We start from the raw sequence: 21,215 nt of genomic DNA, 5'->3' as shown, positions 1-21,215 counted from the left end.
ACCGCCCTCCAGGACGGCGACCACCGAGTTCGTGGTCCCGAGATCGATCCCGACCGCGCGTGCCATGACTGTCACCTTCCACCGGACTCCCACCGGACTCCCGGACTTCCACCGGACGGTTCCCTTCCAGCAGAGAACGCACGCGAAGCCTTGTCAATGCGGCATCTGTCCCGGAAGCACCCGGAAACGACGGTGCCGCACCCCTGGAGCCGGGATGCGGCACGACGTGTGCGCGGTGGTACGAGGGTCAGGCGAGCTTCGCCGTGAGGGTGATCGTCGTCCCGGCGAGGGCCTGGCTGACCGGGCAGTTCGCCTTGGCGCCCTCGGCGGCGGCGACGAACGTGTCGTTGTCGATGCCGGGCACGGTGCCCTCCACGGTCAGGTGGATACCGGTGATGCCCTCACCCGGCTGGAACGTGACGTCCGCCGAGGTGACCAGCTTGGTGGTCGGGGTGTCGGCGCCGGCCAGGGCGTGCGACAGCGCCATGGAGAAGCAGCTGGAGTGGGCGGCGGCGATCAGCTCCTCGGGGCTGGTCTTGCCATTGGCGGCCTCGGCACGCGACGGCCAGGACACCGGCTGCTCGCCGATGCCGGAGGAGTCGAAGGTGACGACGCCGCTGCCCTGGAGAAGATTGCCTTCCCAGACGGTGTGTGCGGAGCGCGTGGTGGCCACGGTGGTTCCTTTCGCATACGAGTGCGTTTCTCGCGCCCTATCCGATCACATTCCGGCTCGGCGCACCCGGAACACCGGGCTACGTCACACTCCGGCTCAGCGCACCCGGAAGACCGGGCCACGGGCGGTGAACGGCAGCCGGGCGCCCTCGGGGATCAGATAGGCGTGCTCGCGCCGTACCCGCAGCACATCGCACCAGCCGTCCGTGATCACGAGCACCGGCGCGCCGGGCGGGAAGTCGTCCGCGCGGTGCAGCAGATCGATCCCGGGCTGAAGGACCGTACCGCCGCGCCCGCGCACCCGGACCCGCCCGGCGATCTCGGTGACCGGCAGATATCCGGCGTCGTGCGGGGCCGCGTCGCAGAACACGACCCGCGCGGCGGGCACGTCCCGGGCCTCGGCGTACGACGCGATGGCGCCCAGCGCCTTGCCGAGCAGGGTGCGGTCCATGGAGCCGGAGGTGTCCAGGATCACGCCGAAGGTGCAGCGCGGGACGTCCTCGTACGGGAAGTGGCGGCCCGCGCGCGGGATGTCCGGGGTGGCCGACTGGCGGCGTGAGGGGCGGGCGTAGGAGCGCAGGGGTTCGGGGCGCGGCACGAACTCGTCGAACCAGCGGGCGAGCCGGGCGTCCCAGGGCAGCGGCGGGTGGCTGAGCGCGCGGATCTCCTCGATCAGACCGCCGGGGAGATAGCCGCGGTCCTGCGTGGTGTGCAGGTCGAAGCCGTGGGCGAGGCCGCGCCGGTAGAACTCGTCCAGGTCGACGTACGGTCCCGGGGCGCCCAGTGGTCCGCCGAGGATGTCGCCGGTGCCCTTGCCGCGCAGGGTGGACAGCCGGCGGACGCGGCGCAGGTCGCCGGCGATCCGGTCGTAGACCTCCTCGGCGGACAGCCCGGCGAGCGCGGGGTCGTGGAGCAGTCCTTCGGGCATGGTGCCGACCTGCATCTCGCACAGCCAGCCGTTGATGACGTAGTCGGCGGCGACATTGAAGAGGAAGGGGTCGCGGGTGCCGCGGCGGTCGCCGTGGCGCAGGGCGGCGTGCAGCATCTCGTGGGCGAGGACGAACCGCCATTCCTCGTCGTCCAGCGCCTGGTGCGGATTGACGTAGATCTCGCCCGCCTCGGCGTTGACGGCGGCGACCGTGATGCCGTGCGCGCGGGCCAGTTCGGGGTCGGCGATCAGCTCGATGCCGGCCGCGATGCCGCCGAGCAGTGGGTAGGAGGCGACGAACCAGCCGAGGGCGCGCTCCCAGGGCCGCCGCGGGGCGAGTTCGCCGTCCAGGGTGTCGCGACGCCCGCCCGCGAGGTCGAGGGCGGCGGACATGGTCCGGGTGAGGGCGTCGGCGAAGGCGAGCTGCCGGTCGGGCGGCTGCTGCCCGTACCAGCTCTCCCAGGGGACGAGCAGCAGGTCGGGTTCCGGTCCGGCGGTGCCGCAGTGCGCGTAGGCCGCCGGGAGGCCGGTGCGGCGCCAGCGCGCGGCCAGCCGCTCCTCGTCGCCGTCGGGGTAGGAGCCGGGCAGTTCCTCGGGGGTGCGGCCGATGGGAAAGGTGAGCAGGAAGCGGTTGACGACCGCGCAGCGGGCCGCGAGGTCGTAGCGGTCGGGCTGCTCACGCGGGCCCTTGGCGGCCGGGACCTGCCCGAAGCCGAGATGGATGGCGGCGTGCGCGAGGGCCCATGCCCAGTCGCCCGGGTCGGCGAGCCGGTCGGGGTGGGAGTGCAGGACGCCGTCGGAGTCGACGCGGATGAGGCCGTCGCGGGGCGCGAGGGCGCAGTCCTCGTCCCGGCAGTGGTCGAAATCCACCGCCTGGAGGGCCGGGTTGGCCATCACCTCCGCCAGGCCCGTGGCGAACGCCTCGCCCGCGATGTCCCGTTTCCGGCGCCCGGCGGCCCTGGCCCGGCTCACCGCCGGGCCTCCACCAGCCGGGGCATGTCCCGGGCCGCCTCGATCAGGAACCAGGAGGGCAGTACGGGGTTGCCGTCGGCGTCGGCGGCGATCACGGTCTGGGCGACCTCGACGGAGATCTCGGCGAGCTGCACCAGCAGCGACTTGGCGCGGTACGCGGTCTGCCGCCCGTTCGCCGACATGTGCTCCTTGCTCACGGGGAGTTCCTTGACCAGGCGTCCGCGGAAGGAGTCGGCGAGGTAGTAGAGCAGATCGCGGTCCTCGACCCGGTGCGGCCAGTGGGCCTCGCCCTTGAGGATCGCCTCGATGCCGAACCGGCTGCGCACGATCTTGACGTAGCCGCGGAAGGCGGTGGCGTGGGCGGGGGTGAGCATGCCGTGGGCGAGCACCTTGAGGGTCTCCTCGTCCAGGTCGCGGCCGAAGGAGTGCAGGGCGTCGGAGAGCATGTGCCAGGAGCGGGGGGTTGAGAACGGCTCCTCGGTCTTGGGCGGCTTGGACCACAGATGGTCGGGCCGGTCGGTGAGGTGGTCCTGGATCCACGGGTGGACGCCGTTCGCCGCCGCCCATACCAGCCAGTCCTTCGGGGACGCCTCCAGATGGACATGGGCGAGCCGGTTGACCAGCGCGGAGGCGATCGGGCGGGCCAGCGCGTTGTCCGTGGCGCGGTTCCCGGCGCCGATCACAAGGGAACCCTCGGGGAGTTCGTAGGCGCCGATCCGGCGGTCCAGGATCAGCGAGTAGAACGCCTTCTGCACATCGGGGCTCGCCGCGTTCAGCTCGTCCAGGAACAGGCAGTACGGCTCGTCGCGAGCGATGGCCTCGGGCGGGCAGAACACCGAGCGGCCGTCGCGGATCTGCGGGACGCCGATCAGGTCCTCGGGGGCGAGCTGGGTGCCGAGCAGGCTCACGCACTCCAGCCCCAGCGAGGCCGCGAACTCCCGCACCAGCGAGGACTTCCCGATGCCGGGCGCTCCCCACAGGAACACCGGCCGCACGGTCGCGAGCCCGAGCAGCAGTTCGGGTATCCGGGCGGGGGTGACGGTGACGGCTGCCTGCAAGTGACTACTCCTGGGCGCGGGGTGAGGGATGAGGGGGGGGACGGGTGAGAGGGATGTGGGGCGCGGACGCGCCGAACGGCCGGGCAGGGCGGCATGCGTGCGCGCTCCGGCTCGACTCGAACAGTGTGGGCAATGGACGGGGACGGCGCAGCCGATTTACCGGGCGGGGACGGGATCCGTCCCACCCGGCTCACCGAACCCACCATCCGCTTCCCCCGTCACCTCACCGGCATCCGGCACGACGTCCGCGACGGCCACCGGCACCTGCGGCCCATGGCACTCCCGCAGCCAGCGCCGCAGCACCCGGTGCACCCGCTCCGCGCCCACCAGTTCGGCCCCGTCGCCGACCGGCGCGGACAGCGCGAGGGGCGAGAGCAGAAAGGGCCGCCCCTGGCAGCCGCCGAGACCGCCGTGGGAGCCGATCTGCTCCTCGAACGCGAGGACCTCTCCGTCGGCCGGATCGTGGAAGGAGTTGACCATGATGTCGGCGGTGTGCGGGAAGGAGTGCGTGCGGCGTACGGCGTCGGCGGCGCCGGGACCGAAGGGCGCGAGCGGGCTCCGGGCGGCGCCGTCCAGGTCGGCGAGCGGGATCTCGCTCCCGTAGGCGCCGAGCACCACGCCCCCGTGCTCCTCGCTGCGCACCAGCAGGAAGCCGATGCCGGGGTGGTTGGCGAGGGTCGGCAGCAGGGCGGGGTGGCGGGCGTCGATCTCCTCCTTGGTCATCCGGTGCGGCACGTCCGGGAAGGAGACCAGGCCGAGGTTGCCGGAGGCGAGCACGATCGGCTCCGAGCGGCGCGAGGGGCGGTGGTGCTCGCCGCTCTCCTCGACCGGGCGGCGCAGCGCGGCCCGTACGGCGGCCCGCGCCTCGGCGCCACTGCGGGTGCGCCGGGCCCTGCGCGGCACGGGCAGCCCGCTCCCGGCCCGGACCAGATCACCGAGGGTGAGCCCGTAGCGGGAGCGGAACGTCTCGCCGGGGCTCTGCCCATGGTCGGACAGCAGAACGATCTGGTACGGGCGCGGGGCGTGCTCGGCGCCCTTCTCGATCAGCGCGAGCGAGCGGTCGAGCCGGGCGAGGACCCGCTCGGCGTCCCGGCTGTGCGGCCCGGAGTGGTGCGCCACCTCGTCGTACGCCACCAGGTCGGCGTAGACGGAGGTGCGACCGGCGAGCATGTCGCCCATGACGGCGGCGACCACGACGTCCCGCTCGACGACGGTCGCGAAGGCGCGGATGAGGGGGTAGAGGCCGCCGCGCGAGACCCTCGGCCGGACCTTGCGCAGCCGGGCCCGGCTGGACTGGCCGACCTCACGGCCGACCTCGGCGACGAAGGACAGGGCGGTGCGTACGGCGTTGGCGGGGTCGGAGAAGTAGGCGAAGTAGCCCGCGCGGGAGCGGTTCGCGCGGCTGCGCCGCCGGGCGGCGATGGACAGCACCAGGGCCTGTTCGTCGGCGCCGCCGCTGAACAGATTGCCCCGGCTGGCGCCGTCGGCGGTGAGCAGCCCGCCGTCGCCGGTGCGCTCGACGGCCCGGCGCTGGAGGGTGGCGGCGCTGGTGGGCCGGTTGCAGACCATGACCTCGCGCTGGTCCTTCTCGTACCAGCGGAAGGCGGGCACGTCGAAGTTGCTGCCGTGCAGGATGCCGAGCTGGCTGGCGCCGGTCTGGCTGGACCAGTCGGTGCGCCAGGGGATCAGCCGGTGGGTGGGCCCGGTGCCGTCGACGGCACCGAGCCAGCGTCCGACGGTGGGCATCAGCCCCTTGCGGACGGCGGCCTCCAGTACGTCGTGGCCGACGCCGTCGAGCTGGAGGAAGACGGTGCCGTGGGTGACCGGGCCGGGCGGCAGGGGGGTGCGGCGGCGGTCGGCGAGCCGGTACAGCCGGCGGCGGTAGGCGTCGTCGTCGCGCACGGCGAGGGCGGCGCCGGTCGCGGAGGCGACGGCGGACATCACGGCGGCCACCACGACGGCCGTCTCCGGGGAGGCGTCACCGCGGGCGGCGGGGTTCAGCCGCAGGGCGATGAGCAGCAGCGCGCCGTTGAGGAAGAACACCAGCAGGCCGAGGACCAGGGCGGGCACCAGCAGCAGGAAGCGGACCATCAGCGGCCAGACCAGCGCGGACAGCAGCCCGAAGCCGCCGGCGCCGAGGGCGGCGGTGATCGCGATCCGGGTGGCGCTGTCGCCGTCGGCGGACTGCAACTGGAAGTCCGGGAGGATGCCCGCGAGGATCAGCATCGTGACGGTGCTGACCGCCCATACCGTGGCGCTGCGCCCCACCTGACTGACGACCTTGCGCCAACGCACTCCCCGCACCTCACCTCCCGACCCAAGACGGACACGGGCCTGCCCTCCACCCTGTCACAACGCCGAGAGGAATCGATTCTTCGTGGAGGGAGGGGGTGGAGGGTACAGGGGTGGGAGGTACGGGGGCGGAGGCTGGCGTCGGACGGCTGGGCTCGGCTCGGACAGGGGGCTCGGCGTCGGACAGGCCCGGGGCCCGCGTCGGACGGGTGGGGGCTCAGCGTCGGACAGGTGGGGGCTCAGCGCGGCCCGGCGGCAGCCTGCTGGCGGACCGGCTTGGGACGTCGGAGGCCCGGCGAGAGGGGGTTGGCGGCTCGGCGGCCCCGGCGGCAGCCGGCCGGCGGTGGGTGGTCAGCGGCCGTCGTAGCCCGCTGTCGGCAGGGACAGTCGGCGGTGGACGCGGGCCTTCATCTGCGCGTCGTACACCGGTTCCGCGCGGCCGACGGTTTCCACGCGCACTCCCCGGCGGGCGCACTCCTCGGTGAACTCCTCCACGGACGCCAGCGCGCTCTCCAGCACCCGTCTGCTGGGGGCCACGAAGACGTCCCGTCCCGGCCGCACGTCGTCCCACAGGATGCAGTGGTCGGGCCGTAACCCGGAGACCAGTAACTGCCGGGTGACCACGTAGCCGCGTTCGGCCGCCCACCGGGCGCACATGGCGTGCTGGCTGCGCGAGTCCACCAGGAACGGATCGGCGTCCAGTTCCTCCAGCGGCGTCAGACTGGCGATCGCCGTGACACGCGTGCCGGAGGCACCGCGCAGCTCTCCCATGGGCCCCCCTCACCTCCGGGTTTCGCCGCCGACCCTACCGCTGCGCGTAGGCTTCGGGGGAGTCGCGCGAAGGAGGCAAAGGGGTGCCGGTGGAGATCACCTGGTGGGGCCACGCCACCTGCACGGTCGAGGATTCGGACGTACGCGTCCTCACCGACCCCCTGTTCGCCCGCCGGCTCGCTCATCTGCGCCGCCGCCGGGGCGACGTACCCCCGGGCGACGCCCGGCGCGCGGACGTCGCCCTGGTCTCCCATCTGCACGCCGATCACCTCCATGTGCCCTCGCTGGCGAGCCTCGCGCCGGGCCCCCGGGTGCTGGTGCCCCGGGGCGCGACCCGGGCGGTGACCGGCATCCGCAGGCTGGCGCATCTCCAGCTCGTGGAGGTGACGCCCGGCGACACGATCACGGTCGGCGACCTCGTGGTACGGGCCGTGCCCGCACGCCATGACGGGCGGCGGCTGCCGGTCGGTCCGCGTCGCGCCCCCGCGCTCGGCTACGTGGTGGAGGGCGAGGCGCGGACGTACTTCGCCGGGGACACGGGACTCTTCGACGCCATGGCCGAGGAAGTCGGGCCGGTCGACGTGGCGTTGCTGCCGGTGGGCGGCTGGGGCCCGTATCTGGGCGAGGAGCATCTGGACGCGGGGCGGGCGGCGCAGGCGCTGGCCCGGCTCGGGGCGCACAGCGCGGTGCCGGTGCACTACGGCACGTACTGGCCCATCGGCATGGACGCGGTGCGCCCGCACGAATTCCACGCGCCCGGCGATGAATTCGTCCGGCTCGCGGCGGAGTGCGCGCCCGGGGTGGCCGTGCACCGGCTGTCGCACGGCGAGCGGGTGCGGCCGGAGGTTGCCCGGTGAACTGGCTGGCGGCGGCTGCCACGAACGCGCCGCCGGAGAGCACGCAGCAGGCGATCGGCTATCCCACGCTGTTCGTGCTGGTGCTGCTGGGGGCGCTGATACCCGTGGTGCCGACGGGCGCGCTGGTCAGTTCGGCGGCGGTGGTGGCGTTCCACCAGACCGCGCCCTTCTCGATGGCGCTGGTCTTCGTGACCGCGTCGCTGGCGGCGTTCCTCGGTGACGTGGCGCTGTACTGGCTGGGGCAGCGCGGGATGGGGTCGCGGAACGGGTCGCGGTGGCTGAAGGCGATACGGGCGCGGGCGCCCGAGGACCGGCTGGAGCAGGCCCAGCAGAAGCTGGCCGAGCACGGGGTGGCGGTGCTGGTGCTGTCGCGGCTGGTACCGGCGGGGCGGTTGCCGGTGATGCTGGCGTGTCTGATGGCGGAGTGGCCGCTGCGGAGGTTCGCGCGGGGGGATGTGCCGGCCTGTCTGGCCTGGGCCGTGACGTATCAGTTGATCGGGGTTCTCGGCGGGTCGCTGTTCAGCGAGCCCTGGGAGGGTGTGGTGGCGGCGGTGGTCCTGACGGTCGTCATCAGCGCGGGGCCCGCGGTGTGGCGTCGGGTTCGGGGGGTTCGGGAGGCTTGAGGTGGCCGGGCCGATGCGGGTTGTGGTGGGCCGGCCGCGCAGTTCCCCGCGCCCCTGAAAAACACGCGCCGGACGCCACCCGTTCTTTTGGGGCGCGGGGAACTGGGCTTTGGGTATTCGGAGGCGCGGGGAACCGGGTTTTTGGCTTTTGGGGGCGCGGGGAACTGCGCGAGCGACCACGACGCTCCCGCACCCGGACCCCCGGCTCCACCCAACCCCACCCCACCCCACCCCCACTCCTGATCACTCCAGAACCCTCGACGCGCCCACCGGCAGGTCCCACAGATCCGTTCTCGGGCGGCCTGTCGCCTCCCAGGCCGTGCGGACTCGGGTCAGGGGTTCCAGGACGGGCTCGGCGGACAGGACGAAGGTGCCCCAGTGCATGGGCGCCATCCGGGCCGCGCCCACATCATGGGCGGCCCGCACCGCCTCCTCCGGATCACAGTGCACATCGCTGAGCCACCACCGGGGGTCATACGCGCCGATGGGGAGGAGCGCCAGGTCGATGCCGGGATAGCGGCGGCCGATACGGGTGAACCAGTGGCCGTAACCCGTGTCACCGGCGAAGTAGACACGGTGGCCGTCGGGGTCGGTCAGCACCCAGCCGCCCCACAGCGTGCGGCAGCTGTCGGTCAGGGTCCGCTTGGACCAGTGGTGGGCGGGGACGAAGTCGAAGCGCACGCCGCGCAGTTCGGCCCCCTCCCACCAGTCCAGCTCGGTGACCGTGGTGAAGCCCCGGCTGCGGAACCACGGGGCCAGCCCGGCCGGGGCGAAGACGGGGGTCTCGCGCGGGAGGCGGCGCAGGGTGGGGGCGTCCAGGTGGTCGTAGTGATTGTGGCTGATGACGACGGCGTCGATGGGGGGCAGCGCGCTCCAGGCTACGCCCACGGGGGTGATGCGCGGCGGGGTGCCCAGGATCCGGCGGGACCAGACCGGGTCGGTGAGCACGGTCAGGCCGCCGACGCGCAGCACCCAGCTGGCGTGTCCGGCCCAGGTGACGGCGATGGCGCGGGCGCCGACGCGGGGCAGCGGGCCCGGGGCGAAGGGCAGCCGGGGGATGTCGGCGAGGCCGTCGCGCCCGGGTCGTACGGCACCCTCGCGGGCGAAGCGGGCCAGGGCCTTGATGCCGGGCAGCGGGGCGGTCAGCCGGTCGTGGAAGGCACGCGGCCACACCCGCAGCTCGGCCAGCGGGCGGGGCTCGGCCAGTGGCGGGTAGGGGGTGGCGCCCGGCCCGCCGGAGGACTGCCGGGTGCCCGTGCCCGTGCTCGTGGTCGACTCGGACTGCTGCGTCATCGCGGAGGCTCCCGTCGCTGAGCGTCGTCGCGGAGTTCGTCGAAGACCGAACCCAAAGAGATCAACGCCTGTCGCACGTGCGGCAGTTCCCACGGCGAGGGTGAGGCGAGGCAGGCCGCGCGCTCGGCGTCGGTGGCCCCCAGCAGCGGCCCGGTGGCCAGCCGGACGCGCAGCGCGGCGAGGTCGTCGCCGAAGCGGTGGCCGCCCGGCGCGGGCATGGCGAGCCGGTGGCCCAGGAAGTCCTCCAGATCCTGGGCGTCACCGACGCCCCGCGCGGTGAGCGCGGACCGCAGCGGGCTCAGATCGACGTACAGATGGCGGCCCGCACGTGGGGGGAGGGACAGCGCGCCCGCGGCCACCACGGCGGTGTGCGCGGCGTGCGCCACGCGCGCGTGCAGCCGTACGGCGGCGGCGACCCGCGCGGTGACCGGTTCGGGCTCGTCGAGCGCGTAGCCGGCGGCGGCGGCGACCGGGCCCGCCACCGGGGCGCCGAGCGCGGTCAGGACGTCCAGCACGCGCGCGTGCAGGTCCTCGCCGTCGGCTCCGGCCGGGAGCCGGGCGACGGCGGCGGGCCAGGCGGGCGGCAGCAGCGCCCCGGCGAGATCGCTGACGACGGTGACCCGCTCGGGCAGCATCTCGGCGGGGCTGAGCTGCACGGTGTCGTACGGCGGGTGCCGGGTGTCCCGCCAGGTCTCGTCGCTGACCAGGTGCAGTCCCTCGCCCGCGGCGGCCTCCACGACCCGGTGCAGCAGTTCGGGCGGGGCCACGGTCGCGGTCGGGTCGTCGGCGACCGACAGCACCAGCAGCCGGGGCCGCCCGCCCTCGTCCCGCACCCGGCGCACGGTTTCCAGCAGCGCGTACGGGTCCGGTACGCCCCCGCACTCGGCCGGGGTCGCGACATGGAACAGGCGCCGCCCCAGCAGCCGCGCGTACGGCGCCCACCAGGCGGCGCACGGCCGGGGCACCAGGACGTCGCCGCCGAGCGCGGCGGTCAGCGCGAGCAGCAGGCTGTGGGCCCCGGGCCCGGCCGCCACCTGCTCGGGTCGGGTGCGCAGGCCGCGCCGCTCCCAGTAGCCGCAGGCGGCCTCCAGCAGGGCCGGGCCGCCGCCGACGGGCTCGGTTCGCGCCCGCCCGGCCGCGGCGGCGAGCACGGCGGACACTTCCGGCAGCGGCGGAAGCCCATCGTCCGGCAGGTGCGGCCCGTAACGAACGGGGCCGTGCCGGACGGGGCCATGACTCTCCGATTCGGTCCGCCGCATCCGTACCTCCGTGCGGTGCGTTGTGGGGCAGGGGCAGGGGTGGTGGTGTGGGTGGCGTGGGGTGCGTTTTGGTGCCGTGCGCTGCGGTGGTGGGGTGTGGGGGGTGTGGTGCCTGGTGGTCCCCGGTCCCTAGGTTTCCCTAGGTTCCCCGGGGGCCTCCGGGACCGGAGGTTCGGGGCCCAGGTGGGGCCGAAGTCCGGGGGTCCCCGGGGTCCGAGAGGCCCGGGGGATCTGGAGGGTCCCGGGTGTCCGGGGGTCCGGGTGTCCGGAGGGACCCGGGGTCCAGAGATCCCGAGGTCCGGAAGGTCTCGGGGTCCAGAGATCCCAAGAACCCGGAGTCCGGAGGTCCTGAGAACCCGTGGTCCCCGAGGCCCGTGGTCCCAGAGATCCTGGAATCCCCGTGGTCCACCAGGACCCGAGGTCCCCGAGGACCTGAGACGGACTGGACGCCGTGCAGCTGGCCGCCGCGATCGGCACGGCCGGGCCCGATTCCCCGAGGCCCCGGGGTTCCCGAAAACCCGAGGACCCGTGGTCCCCGAGGTCCCGAAAACCCGAGGCGCCGGAGAACCCGAGATCCCCAAGGGCCCAGGGCCGACTACACGCCGCGCGGCTGGCCACCGCGATCGACACAGCCGGGCCCAGTTCCCCGACGACCCTGGGTTCCCGAGAATCCGAGGATCCGAAGACCCGGGGTGCTGGAGAAACCGGGGTCCCGAAAACCCGAGGGCCGAGGGCCGAGGATCCACGATCCCCCAGGACCCGTCCTCCCGGAAGCCCGAGAACCCGTGATCCCGTGATCCCGTGATCCCGAGAACCCGTCGTCCCCGGGGCCCCGAGATCCCAGGGTCCGGTGCCCGGTGCCCCGGGCGGGCACGGCGGGCATGGCGGCCACTGGGTGCCCCGCGCTCCGCGTACCCGCCCCGCCTGGCCGTCAGCCCTCCGCGCGGAGCGTCCTGCGGCGCAGCCGGTACGCGGCCCCGCCGAACGCTCCCGCGATCAACAAGCCGCCGGCCACCAGCGCGGGCGCGGAGTCGGTGAAGGCGCCGCCCGCGCCCGCGTGCACTCCGTGATCGACGGTCGCCGGGGCGCACGAGCCGGACTCGTACGTCCCCCGTCCCGTGGATTCATGTTCCCGGCCGGTGGACTCGTGCCCCTCCCGACCGGTGGGGCAGGGCCGATGGACATTCCCGTCCCCCTCCCCACGTCCCTGCCCCTCCTCACGCCCGCTCCCGTCTCCACTCCCCTGCCCGTCCCCACGCCCAACCCCGCTCCCGTCTCCGTGCCCGTCTCCACGCCCGCTCCCGCCCTCACCCGCGCCCTCGCCCTCGCCCCGCGTCAGAGTGAAGGTCGCGGTCCACTGCTTGCCCTTGCCGCCGCGTGCCGCCGGACAGGTGCCACCCACCGTCCACACCGAGTCCCGTCCGGCAGCGACGCCCTTCGCCGGACCCCCCGCACCCACCGCTGCACCCCCCACGCCCTCCGGGTGACCACCCGCACCCCCCACCTGACCCCCCACAACTCCCCCCTTGCCGCCCTCGGCGTTCTCCGTGGCCGAGATCCTGCCGATGCCCCGGTAGACCGGCCCGGAGCCGCCGTCCTCGCCACCGGAGGCCAACCGGAGGGCGACCTTGCCCTCGGTGAAGGCCCGCGAGGTGGCGTTCATGGTCCGGGGCGCGGTCCCGCCGACGTGACCGCAGGTGACGGAGATGGTGACGCTCCCGCCCGACCGCGCGCTCGCCGGACTCACCTCGGCGGCCGGCTCCGCGGCAGGGGCCAACGCAAAACCGGCGGACGCAAAACCGGCCGGAGCACCACGAACCTGAGTACCACCACCCGAAGCAACACCACCCGGAGCGGCACCAGCCGGACCAACAGCAGCCGGCGCGGCACCCGCGGTACCAGCCACGACGGCCACCGACACGACGGCCACGGACACAAAACAGGGGCTGCGGCGCATGGGGCGAACTCCTCGAACCGACGGCAAGCGGGAGAGAACCGACCTCCCGCCCCCATCACAGCCCGCCCGCACTCCCCCCGCGCGCCGCCACGGCCCAACCGAGTGAATCCCGCAAAGGGGACGACAACGCCCCTCCAGGGGCGCGTGGAACTGCGCGAGCACCCCCCACCCACCCGCGCCCACCGACGAATCAGCAACCCCGACGAACCAGCAACCGCGCCCCAAGCGGAGCGCTACGGTACGGGACGCTCCCGAGCCCCGTCCCGCGTCCGCCCCGCCGCGACGAAGCGTGCCGGGTTGCGCCGCAGATACTCCCCCTCCAGCTGAGCCATCCGCTCGTTGTGCGTCCGCAACGCGTCATTGGACCCGTACAGCAGGGTGTCGTGGCGCGTGCGGTGGATGGTCTCCAGCTCTCTCATGAGCTGCTGGTCGTCCAGGCGACCCGGGTCGACTCCGGTCATGTGGTGCCCCGATCGTCGTGTCCGTGCGTGCTGCCTCCACTGTACGAACATTCACTTCACGCCGCCCTGCCACGCGCGCCCGCCCAGCCAGGGGCCCCCGCCAGGGGGCCCGCCACCTGACCGGCGGCTACCGGGCCCGTTCGACCCGCCGCTCGTCCCACACCGGCCCCGAGGACTCCCGCACCCGCCCGTCGCTGCCGAACACCAGGAAGCGGTCGAAGGAGCGCGCGAACCACCGGTCGTGGGTGACCGCGAGGACCGTCCCGTCGAACGCCTCCAGGCCCTCCTGGAGCGCTTGCGCCGACTCCAGGTCCAGGTTGTCGGTCGGCTCGTCCAGCAGCAGCGCGGTGACGCCCTGGAGTTCCAGGAGCAGGATCTGGAAACGGGCCTGCTGGCCACCGGAGAGCCGATCGAAGGTCTGTTCGGCCTGTCCGGTCAGCTCGTAGCGCCGCAGCCGGGACATCGCCGCGCCCCGGTCCTGGGCGTATTCCTTCCACAGGATGTCCAGCAGGGTGCGCCCGGCCAGCTCCGGGTGGGCGTGGGTCTGCGCGAAGTGCCCCGGCACGACCCGCGCGCCGAGCTTCCACAGCCCGGTGTGGGTCACCTCCCCGCCCGCCAGCAGCCGCAGGAAGTGCGACTTGCCGGAGCCGTTGGAGCCGAGGACGGCGACCCGCTCGCCGTAGAAGACCTCCAGGTCGAAGGGCTGCATCAGGCCGGTCAGCTCCAGGGACTGGCAGGTGACCGCGCGGACGCCGGTCCGGCCGCCCTTCAGCCGCATCCGGATGTCCTGCTCGCGCGGCGGCTCCGGCGGCGGCCCGGCCTCCTCGAACTTGCGCAGCCGGGTCTGGGCGGCGCGGTAGCGGGAGGTCATGGCGTCGCTGTTGGCGGCTGCCTGACGCAGGTTCAGGACGAGCTTCTTGAGCTGGGCGTGCTTCTCGTCCCACCGCAGGCGCAGTTCCTCGAAGCGGGCGAAGCGCTCGCGGCGGGCCTCCTGGAAGGTGGCGAAGCCGCCGCCGTGCACCCAGGCGTCGGCGCCGGCCGGTCCGGGCTCCACGGAGACGATCTTGTCGGCCGCGCGGGCGAGGAGTTCCCGGTCGTGGGAGACGAACAGGACCGTCTTGGCGGTCTCCTTGAGCCGTTCCTCCAGCCAGCGCTTGCCGGGGACGTCGAGGTAGTTGTCGGGCTCGTCCAGGAGCAGTACCTCGTCGGTGCCGCGCAGCAGCGCCTCCAGCACCAGCCGTTTCTGTTCACCGCCGGAGAGGGTGCTCACCTGCCGGAACTGGGCTCGCTCGTAGGGCATTCCGAGCGCGGCCGTGGTGCAGATGTCCCACAGCGTCTCCGCCTCGTACCCGCGTGCCTCGGCCCAGTCGGCGAGCGCCTGCGCGTACTTCAGCTGGGCGGCCTCGTCGTCGACGGTCATGATGGCGTGCTCGGCGACATCCACCGCCCGGGCGGCCTCGCGGATCCGCGGCGGAGCGACCGACACGAGCAGGTCCCGTACGGTCGTCTCGTCCCGTACGGACCCCACGAACTGGCGCATCACACCGAGCCCGCCGCTGACGGTGACACCGCCGCCGTGCGGTTTCAGCTCGCCGGCGATCAGCCGCAGCAGGGTCGTCTTGCCCGCGCCGTTCGGCCCGACGAGCGCGACGACGGCGCCTTCGCCGACGCGGAAGGACACATCGCCCAGCAGCGCCCTCCCGTCGGGGAGGTAGTACTCAAGGTGCGCGGCTTCCAGATGTCCCATGGTTACGCATTCTGTGAGGCCCATGGCGGTCTGGGCAAACCGATATCCGGCCGCGGTGCCGCGCACCGCACCGATCACTGACGCTGCACCGATTGGCGTACCAGTCGCTGTACCGATTGCCGTACCGATTGCCGTACCCGTCACCGTGCCAATCGCCGTACCGATTGCCGTACCCGTCGCCGTGCCGATCGCCGTACCGATCGGCGTGCCGGCCGCTACGCCGGCCGCGGGCCCGGTCCGCCCGGATCCACCGGCCGTCCCGTCGGCCCGCCCTCCCCCCGCGGTCCCGGCGCGGCGCCCTCCCAGCTCAGCGCCTTGAAGCCGTCCTGCGGTGTGCCCTCCAGGAGGACGATCCCGGTGTTCTGGAGGCCGTGGGCGGCGGCGAAGGCGACGTCGACGCCGGTCGAGCGGACGACGGTCCACAGCCTGATCGCGGCGCCATGGCTGACCATGGCCACCGTCCCGGCGCCGCTCGCCGCGGCCTCGGCGACCACGGCGTCGTAGCGGGCCAGCGCCTCGTCGCCGCTCTCCCCGCCGGGCATCCGCAGTGCGGTGTCGCCGTTCATCCAGGCGACCACCGTGCGCATGTAGCGCTCGCCGTCCGGGGACCAGCCCGGCAGCAGTTCCAGATCGCCCGCCGCCAGTTCCCGGATGCCGTCGCGCACGCGTACGTCGAGGCCGCGCGCGGCGGCCAGCGGGGCCGCGGTGTCCTGGGTACGGGTCAGCGTGGACGCGTACACGGCCCCGATGTCCTCGGCGGCCAGCGCCCCCGGCAGGGCCGCCGCCTGGCGCCGCCCCAGATCTGTCAGACCGGCGCCCGGGAACGCCGTGTCGAGCAGCATGTCCACGTTGGCGCTGGTCTGGCCGTGCCGGATCAGGATCAGACGCATGGAGGGCATTCCCTTCCCCGGACGGCTTCGGACGGTCCTCAATGGACCCAAGACGGACCCAAGCAGCTCCCCGCCCGAAACGAACTGTGACGCGAACCGCGCCGCGAAGGGCGACGCCGAGGGCCACTTCAGGGTAACCGTGACCCATGAACCCAGATGTGGATCTCACCGTTCCGCTCCCAGGACGCCACGCCCTGCGCGACCGGCTGCTCGCGCTCGACTCCCGGCTCTTCGAGTTCGCCGCCGAACGGGAATGGCCCTACGCCGAGCGGGTGCTGCCCCGGCTGAGCCGGTTCGCGAACCACGGGGTGCTGTGGGGGGCGACGGCGGCGGCCATGGCGGCGAGCCGCACCCCCCGGGGCCGCCGGGCCGCCGCGCGGGGCCTGGTGTCGCTGGCCCTGGCCTCGGCGACGATCAACACGGTCGGCAAGCGCAGTGTGCGCCGCCCGCGTCCACCGCTCGGTCCGGTACCGGCCGTACGGCGGCTGAAGCGGCAGCCGGTCACCACGTCCTTCCCGTCCGGCCACGCGGCCTCGGCGGCGGCCTTCGGGGCCGGGGTGGCGATGGAGTCCCCGGCGTGGGGCGCGGTGGTGGCGCCGGTCGCGTACTCGGTGGCGATGTCGCGGGTGTACACCGGCGTGCACTTCCCGAGCGATGTCCTCACGGGCGCCGCGCTGGGGGTCGGCGCCGCCCTCGTCGTACGGGCCCTGGTGCCGCCGCACGCGCATGCCGTACGCCCTGCCCATCCGCGTGCCGCGGCGCCCGCGCTGCCGCAGGGCGAGGGGCTGACCCTGGTGGTGAACCGGGCGTCGGGCACCGCGGACCGGGCGCGCTGGCTGGGGGACGTGCTGCCCCGGGCGCGGATCGTGGAGTGCGCGCCGGACGAGGTGGCCGCCGAGCTGGAGCGGGCGGCGGCCACCGCCCGGGTGCTCGGTGTGTGCGGCGGCGACGGCACGGTGAACACCGCCGCGCGGGTCGCCCTGCGGCACGGTCTGCCGCTGGCCGTGCTGCCCGGCGGCACCCTCAACCACTTCGCGCTCGACCTGGGCGTGGAGGACGCCCGCGCGCTGGGGCGGGCCGTCGAGGGCGGTGAGGCGGTGCGCGTGGACATCGGGCGGTTCACCAGCGGCGGCGGGGAGGGCATCTTCCTCAACACGTGCAGCCTGGGCGTCTATCCGGAGCTGGTGCGGGAGCGGGACCGCTGGTCGCGCCGGATCGGCGGCTGGCCGGCCGGGGTGGTGGCGGCGGCGCGGGTGCTGCGCGCGGACCGGCATCCGCTGCTGGCCGGGTTCGGCGGTCGGGTGCGCCCGATGTGGCTGCTGTTCGCGGGCAACGGCACGTACCACCGGATGGGCCTGGTGCCGGGCCGCCGGCTGGACCTGGCCGACGGCCGGCTGGACGTACGGGTCGTGCACGGCGGCCGGCATCCCGCGCTGCGGCTGCTGGCCACCGCCGTCGCGGGCCCGCTCACCCGCTCCCCCGCCCATGCCGCCGTCCAGGTCGGCACGCTCCGCCTGACCGATGTCCCGCCCGGCACACTGCTGGCGTACGACGGCGAGGTCACCGAGGTCGAGGGCGAGCTGACCCTGAGCAAGCAGCGCAACGCCCTGGTGGTGTACCGGCCGCACACCCCGGGCCAGGGCGACGGCTGAGAACGGAGAGCCGACAGCGGGCGGCCGACACTCCGTCAGTCCATATACAAAGACAGACAGTCTCAACATTCGACATGCGGCGTAGCGTGGAAAGGAGTCGGAGACCTACGACCGGAAGACCTACGACCGGAAGGTGCTCAGCCATGCCGAAGGCGCGCGAGACCGCCGTCTACACCCACGGCCACCACGAGTCGGTGCTGCGGTCGCACACCTGGCGGACCGCCGCCAACTCGGCCGCGTATCTGCTCGGCTCGCTCACGCCGGGCCTGCGGATCCTGGACATCGGCTGCGGCCCCGGCACCATCACCGCCGACCTCGCCGGGCTGGTCCCCGAGGGTCGGGTCACCGGGCTCGACCACGCGCCGGGCATCCTGGACCAGGCCCGTGCCACGGCCGCCGGACGCGGGCTGACCAACGTCGGCTTCACGACCGGGGACGTGCACGCCCTGGACTTCCCCGACGGCAGCTTCGACGTGGTCCACGCCCACCAGGTGCTCCAGCACGTCGGCGACCCGGTGGCGGCGCTGCGCGAGATGGCCCGGGTCACCGTGCCCGGCGGGATCGTCGCCGCGCGCGACGCGGACTACGGGGCGATGACCTGGTACCCGGCCTCGCCGGGCCTCGCCGACTGGCTGGACCTGTACCGGCGGGTGGCCCGCGCCAACGGCGGCGAGCCGGACGCCGGGCGGCGGCTGAAGTCCTGGGCGCTGGCCGCCGGGCTCACCGACATCACGGCCACGTCCGGCACCTGGACCTTCGCCACGCCCGAGGAGCGCGCCTGGTGGAGCGGACTGTGGGCCGACCGCACCCTCGCCTCCGCGTACGCGCGGCGGGCGACCGAGGGCGGCCAGGCCACCGAGGACGAGCTGAGGGCCGTATCAGGGGCGTGGCGCGCGTGGGGCGAGCGGGAGGACGGCTGGTTCTGCGTGCTGCACGGCGAGATCCTCTGCCGAACGGACGGACGGGTACCGACGGCGGCCGGAACAGGTTGAGGGGGCCGCTGTCACCCGCGATTCACGAGCCCTCGACGGCGAAGGAATAGGCCGCCGACGGACCGGTGAGTTCCACCAGGAACCCCGGCGCCGCGTCCTTCGCCCGGTCCACGATCTCCACGAATTCCTCGGCATGCGCCCGGGGCACCAGATAGGCCGCGTTCAGCCAGTTGCGGCCTCCGGTGCCGCCGGGCGCCTTGTTGCGCAGCGGATAGGCGTGCGAATCATCGGCCCGCTCGGAGAGGGCCGCGTGCAGCCGTACGGAGAATTCCTCACCCTTTTCCGCATCCGCAGGCCCTTCGGCCGTGTCGGCGTCGCCGCCGCCCGCCGAATACACCCGCACGCCCCACTCCACATGCCCCTCCAGCCGGTCGAGCGTGCGGCGCAACTCGTCCTCGCGCAGCTCGATCATCAGGCGTACGGCGCTGTCGTCGCGGAAGACGGTGGCGGGCCGCAGCGGCAGGGGCGTGGTGACGGTGGTGAGCGCGTCGATCACGCCTTGGTGGACACGGGCGACACCGGCGAGCCAGTCGTCGTCCGCCTCCCCGGCCCGTAGCCGCTCCTCGTCGAACTCCGCCGTCGGCACATGGCTGACGACGGCCACCAGCCCGTGGTGGCGCAGCAGCCGGGGCGGGTCGCCCCCGACCCCGGTGAGCTGGGCCTGGAGCGCCGCGCCGAACGGCCGGCAGACGGCGTACACGTACCGCGATGTGGTCATGGGACCTCCCGCTGGGGACCTACCCGCTCAGGGTCCCGCAACGCCACGCACACCTGTCGCGGCGCGCACACCTGTCGCGGCGCGCACACGCGTCGCAGCGCTCACGTCTGCCGCAGCGATCCCACATGCCGCAGCGCTCACTCCTGTCGCAGCGCTCACTCCTGTCGCAGTGCTCACTCCTGTCGCAGTGCTCACGGCAGCACCGCCTGTTCCACCAGCATGCGTACGGCGACGGTGATCGCGTCGGCGTCGATGCCGGCGGCGCGCAGCTGCTGCTGGGGCGTCGCCGAGCCCGGCATGGTGTCGACGGCCAGCCGGGCCAGGCGCGGGACGGGGCCGCCGTCGAGGAAGGCGTCCACGACGGCGTCGCCGAGGCCGCCCTCCTCGTGGTGGTCCTCGACCGTGAGCAGGCACCCGGTGTCGTTGGCGGCCTGCTGGAGGGTGGGCCGGTCGACGGGCTTGACCGAGTACAGGTCGATCACCCGGACGGGGACGCCGTCGCGTTCGAGGGTGTCGGCGGCGGCCAGGGCCTGCGGGACGGTGATCCCGGCGGCGACGACGGTGACCCGGTCCGCGTCGGAGGAGCGCAGGACCTTGCTGCCGCCGATCGGGAACCGCTCGCCGGGGCCGTAGATCACCGGGGTGGTGCCGCGCGTGGTGCGCAGGTAGCGCACGCCTTCGAGGTCGGCCATGGCGGCGACCAGGTGGGCGGTCTGGTTGGCGTCGCACGGGTAGAGCACGGTCGAGCCGTGCACGGCCCGGAACATCGCCAGGTCCTCCAGGCCCATCTGGGAGGGCCCGTCCTGCCCGATGGACACCCCGGCGTGCGAGCCGATCAGATTGATCCCGGCGCCGCTGATCGACGCCATCCGCACGAAGTCATGGGCGCGGGTGAGGAACGCGGCGAAGGTGGCCGCGTACGGCATCCAGCCCCGGGCGGCCATGCCGACCGCGGCGGCGACCATCTGCTGTTCGGCGATGTAGCACTCGAAGTAGCGGTCGGGGAACTCCTTGGCGAACAGTTCGGAGCGGGTGGAGTCGCCGACCTCGCCGTCCAGGACGACGACATCGCCGCGGGCCCCGCCGAGGGCGGCGAGCGCCCTGCCGTAGGCGTCGCGGGTGGCCACGTCCTCGCCGCGCTCCCAGCGGGGCGCGTCGCCGGTGCCGTGGAAGCCGGGGTGCGGGACGGGTGCGGGCGGGGGCGCGTGGACCTGGACGCGCAGGGCGCGCGGGCCGCCCAGTTCGGCGATGGCGTGCTCGGGGTCGGGCAGCGGCTTGCCGTGCAGGCCCTCGCGGTCCTGGACGCTCTGGACGCCCTTGCCCTTGAGGGTGCGGGCCAGCACCACGACCGGCTGTCCCTTGACGGCCTCGGCCTCGGCGTAGGCCCGGTCGATCGCGGTCACGTCGTGCCCGTCGATCTCCACGGTGTGCCAGCCGAACGCCGCGAACCGGCGGGCGTAGGCGTCCAGGTCATGGCCGTGCCGGGTGGGGCCGCGCTGGCCCAGCCGGTTGACGTCCACGATCGCGGTGAGATTGTCGAGATGCTCGTACGCGGCCTGCTCGGCGGCCTCCCACACCGAACCCTCGGCCAGCTCGCTGTCCCCGCACAGCACCCACACCCGGTAGCCGGTCCGGTCCAGCCGCTTCCCGGCGAGCGCGATCCCGACGCCGACCGGGAGCCCCTGGCCGAGCGAGCCGGTGGCCGTCTCCACCCAGGGCAGCCGCCGGGGCGTCGGATGCCCCTCCAGCCGGCTGCCGAGGGTACGGAAGGTGAGCAGCTCGGTGTCGTCGACCGCCCCGGCCGCCTTGTACGCGGCGTACAGCAGCGGCGACGCGTGCCCCTTGGACAGGATGAAGCGGTCGTTGCCGGGATGGCCGGGGTGATCGAAGTCGTAGCGCAGATGCTCGGCGAGCAGTACGGCCATCAGGTCGGCGGCGGACATCGACGAGGTCGGATGCCCGGAGCCGGCCGCGGCGCTGGCCCGCACACTGTCGACGCGCAGCTGCTGGCCCAGCTCGGCCAGTTCCTGGGTGTTCATCGCGCTCCCTCCGGGTCGGTGGGCGAACGGACCC

18 protein-coding genes are annotated in these 21,215 nt (G+C 73.9%); 4 read left to right on the top strand and 14 right to left on the bottom strand.

Annotated features, from left to right (window positions below; genetic code table 11):
* The 6 genes from ACFXAZ_RS27415 to ACFXAZ_RS27390 all read right to left on the bottom strand — a co-directional run.
* A partial coding sequence (locus ACFXAZ_RS27415; protein ID WP_384596639.1) for an Hsp70 family protein occupies nt 1-66 on the bottom strand: 66 nt, incomplete at its 3' end.
* Nucleotides 67-247: 181 nt separating this feature from the next.
* Complete coding sequence (locus ACFXAZ_RS27410; protein ID WP_384596635.1) at nt 248-673, bottom strand: OsmC family protein; 426 nt, start codon at nt 671-673, stop codon at nt 248-250.
* A 96-nt stretch (nt 674-769) separates the two neighbouring features.
* A complete protein-coding gene (locus ACFXAZ_RS27405; RefSeq protein ID WP_384596633.1) occupies nt 770-2,572 on the bottom strand; it encodes a hypothetical protein in 1,803 nt (600 codons plus the stop codon).
* Nucleotides 2,569-3,630, bottom strand: coding sequence for an ATP-binding protein (locus ACFXAZ_RS27400; protein WP_384596631.1), 1,062 nt, complete (start codon nt 3,628-3,630; stop codon nt 2,569-2,571). The genes ACFXAZ_RS27405 and ACFXAZ_RS27400 overlap by 4 nt, the downstream gene beginning before the upstream one ends.
* 156 nt (nt 3,631-3,786) lie before the next feature.
* Nucleotides 3,787-5,934 carry a phage holin family protein gene (locus tag ACFXAZ_RS27395; protein ID WP_384596629.1) on the bottom strand — a complete coding sequence of 716 codons (2,148 nt, stop codon included), beginning with the start codon at nt 5,932-5,934 and terminating at the stop codon, nt 3,787-3,789.
* Between the two features lie 339 nt (nt 5,935-6,273).
* Nucleotides 6,274-6,693 carry a hypothetical protein gene (locus tag ACFXAZ_RS27390; protein ID WP_384596627.1) on the bottom strand — a complete coding sequence of 140 codons (420 nt, stop codon included), beginning with the start codon at nt 6,691-6,693 and terminating at the stop codon, nt 6,274-6,276.
* A gap of 83 nt (nt 6,694-6,776) precedes the next feature.
* On the opposite strand from ACFXAZ_RS27390, the gene ACFXAZ_RS27385 reads away from it, so the two are divergent.
* On the top strand, nt 6,777-7,550 hold the full coding sequence (locus ACFXAZ_RS27385; protein WP_384596625.1) for an MBL fold metallo-hydrolase: 774 nt from the start codon (nt 6,777-6,779) through the stop codon (nt 7,548-7,550).
* Nucleotides 7,547-8,173: a DedA family protein gene (locus tag ACFXAZ_RS27380; RefSeq protein ID WP_384596623.1), complete on the top strand. Its 627-nt coding sequence runs from the start codon at nt 7,547-7,549 to the stop codon at nt 8,171-8,173. The genes ACFXAZ_RS27385 and ACFXAZ_RS27380 overlap by 4 nt, the downstream gene beginning before the upstream one ends.
* A gap of 243 nt (nt 8,174-8,416) precedes the next feature.
* On the opposite strand, the gene ACFXAZ_RS27375 is transcribed toward ACFXAZ_RS27380, so the two are convergent.
* From ACFXAZ_RS27375 to ACFXAZ_RS27350, 6 genes are all read right to left on the bottom strand, one after another.
* The gene (locus ACFXAZ_RS27375) at nt 8,417-9,466 is read right to left on the bottom strand and encodes an MBL fold metallo-hydrolase (RefSeq protein WP_384596622.1); all 1,050 of its coding nucleotides are present in this window, start codon (nt 9,464-9,466) and stop codon (nt 8,417-8,419) included.
* Complete coding sequence (locus ACFXAZ_RS27370; protein ID WP_384596620.1) at nt 9,463-10,725, bottom strand: aminotransferase class I/II-fold pyridoxal phosphate-dependent enzyme; 1,263 nt, start codon at nt 10,723-10,725, stop codon at nt 9,463-9,465. The genes ACFXAZ_RS27375 and ACFXAZ_RS27370 overlap by 4 nt, the downstream gene beginning before the upstream one ends.
* A gap of 931 nt (nt 10,726-11,656) precedes the next feature.
* Entirely contained in the window at nt 11,657-12,472 is an 816-nt protein-coding gene (locus tag ACFXAZ_RS27365; protein ID WP_384596618.1) for a hypothetical protein, read from the bottom strand.
* A 443-nt stretch (nt 12,473-12,915) separates the two neighbouring features.
* Nucleotides 12,916-13,143: a DUF6158 family protein gene (locus tag ACFXAZ_RS27360; RefSeq protein WP_384596616.1), complete on the bottom strand. Its 228-nt coding sequence runs from the start codon at nt 13,141-13,143 to the stop codon at nt 12,916-12,918.
* A gap of 127 nt (nt 13,144-13,270) precedes the next feature.
* The gene (locus tag ACFXAZ_RS27355; protein WP_384596614.1) at nt 13,271-14,890 is read right to left on the bottom strand and encodes an ABC-F family ATP-binding cassette domain-containing protein; all 1,620 of its coding nucleotides are present in this window, start codon (nt 14,888-14,890) and stop codon (nt 13,271-13,273) included.
* Nucleotides 14,891-15,105: 215 nt separating this feature from the next.
* A complete protein-coding gene (locus ACFXAZ_RS27350) occupies nt 15,106-15,780 on the bottom strand; it encodes a histidine phosphatase family protein (protein ID WP_384596612.1) in 675 nt (224 codons plus the stop codon).
* Between the two features lie 146 nt (nt 15,781-15,926).
* On the opposite strand from ACFXAZ_RS27350, the gene ACFXAZ_RS27345 reads away from it, so the two are divergent.
* Both ACFXAZ_RS27345 and ACFXAZ_RS27340 read left to right on the top strand, forming a co-directional pair.
* The gene (locus ACFXAZ_RS27345) at nt 15,927-17,432 is read left to right on the top strand and encodes a bifunctional phosphatase PAP2/diacylglycerol kinase family protein (RefSeq protein ID WP_384596610.1); all 1,506 of its coding nucleotides are present in this window, start codon (nt 15,927-15,929) and stop codon (nt 17,430-17,432) included.
* Between the two features lie 143 nt (nt 17,433-17,575).
* On the top strand, nt 17,576-18,424 hold the full coding sequence (locus tag ACFXAZ_RS27340; protein WP_384596608.1) for a methyltransferase domain-containing protein: 849 nt from the start codon (nt 17,576-17,578) through the stop codon (nt 18,422-18,424).
* A gap of 22 nt (nt 18,425-18,446) precedes the next feature.
* On the opposite strand, the gene ACFXAZ_RS27335 is transcribed toward ACFXAZ_RS27340, so the two are convergent.
* Nucleotides 18,447-19,142, bottom strand: coding sequence for a GvpL/GvpF family gas vesicle protein (locus ACFXAZ_RS27335; RefSeq protein ID WP_384596606.1), 696 nt, complete (start codon nt 19,140-19,142; stop codon nt 18,447-18,449).
* A gap of 191 nt (nt 19,143-19,333) precedes the next feature.
* The gene (locus tag ACFXAZ_RS27330) at nt 19,334-21,181 is read right to left on the bottom strand and encodes a transketolase (protein ID WP_384596604.1); all 1,848 of its coding nucleotides are present in this window, start codon (nt 21,179-21,181) and stop codon (nt 19,334-19,336) included.
* Nucleotides 21,182-21,215 lie beyond the last annotated feature (34 nt).

The sequence above is a fragment of the Streptomyces sp. NPDC059477 genome (genome assembly GCF_042749375.1).
Classification (GTDB): Bacteria; Actinomycetota; Actinomycetes; order Streptomycetales; family Streptomycetaceae; genus Streptomyces.
Note: the sequence above shows the minus strand (reverse complement) of the source record. Positions and strands in the feature narration are given on the sequence as shown.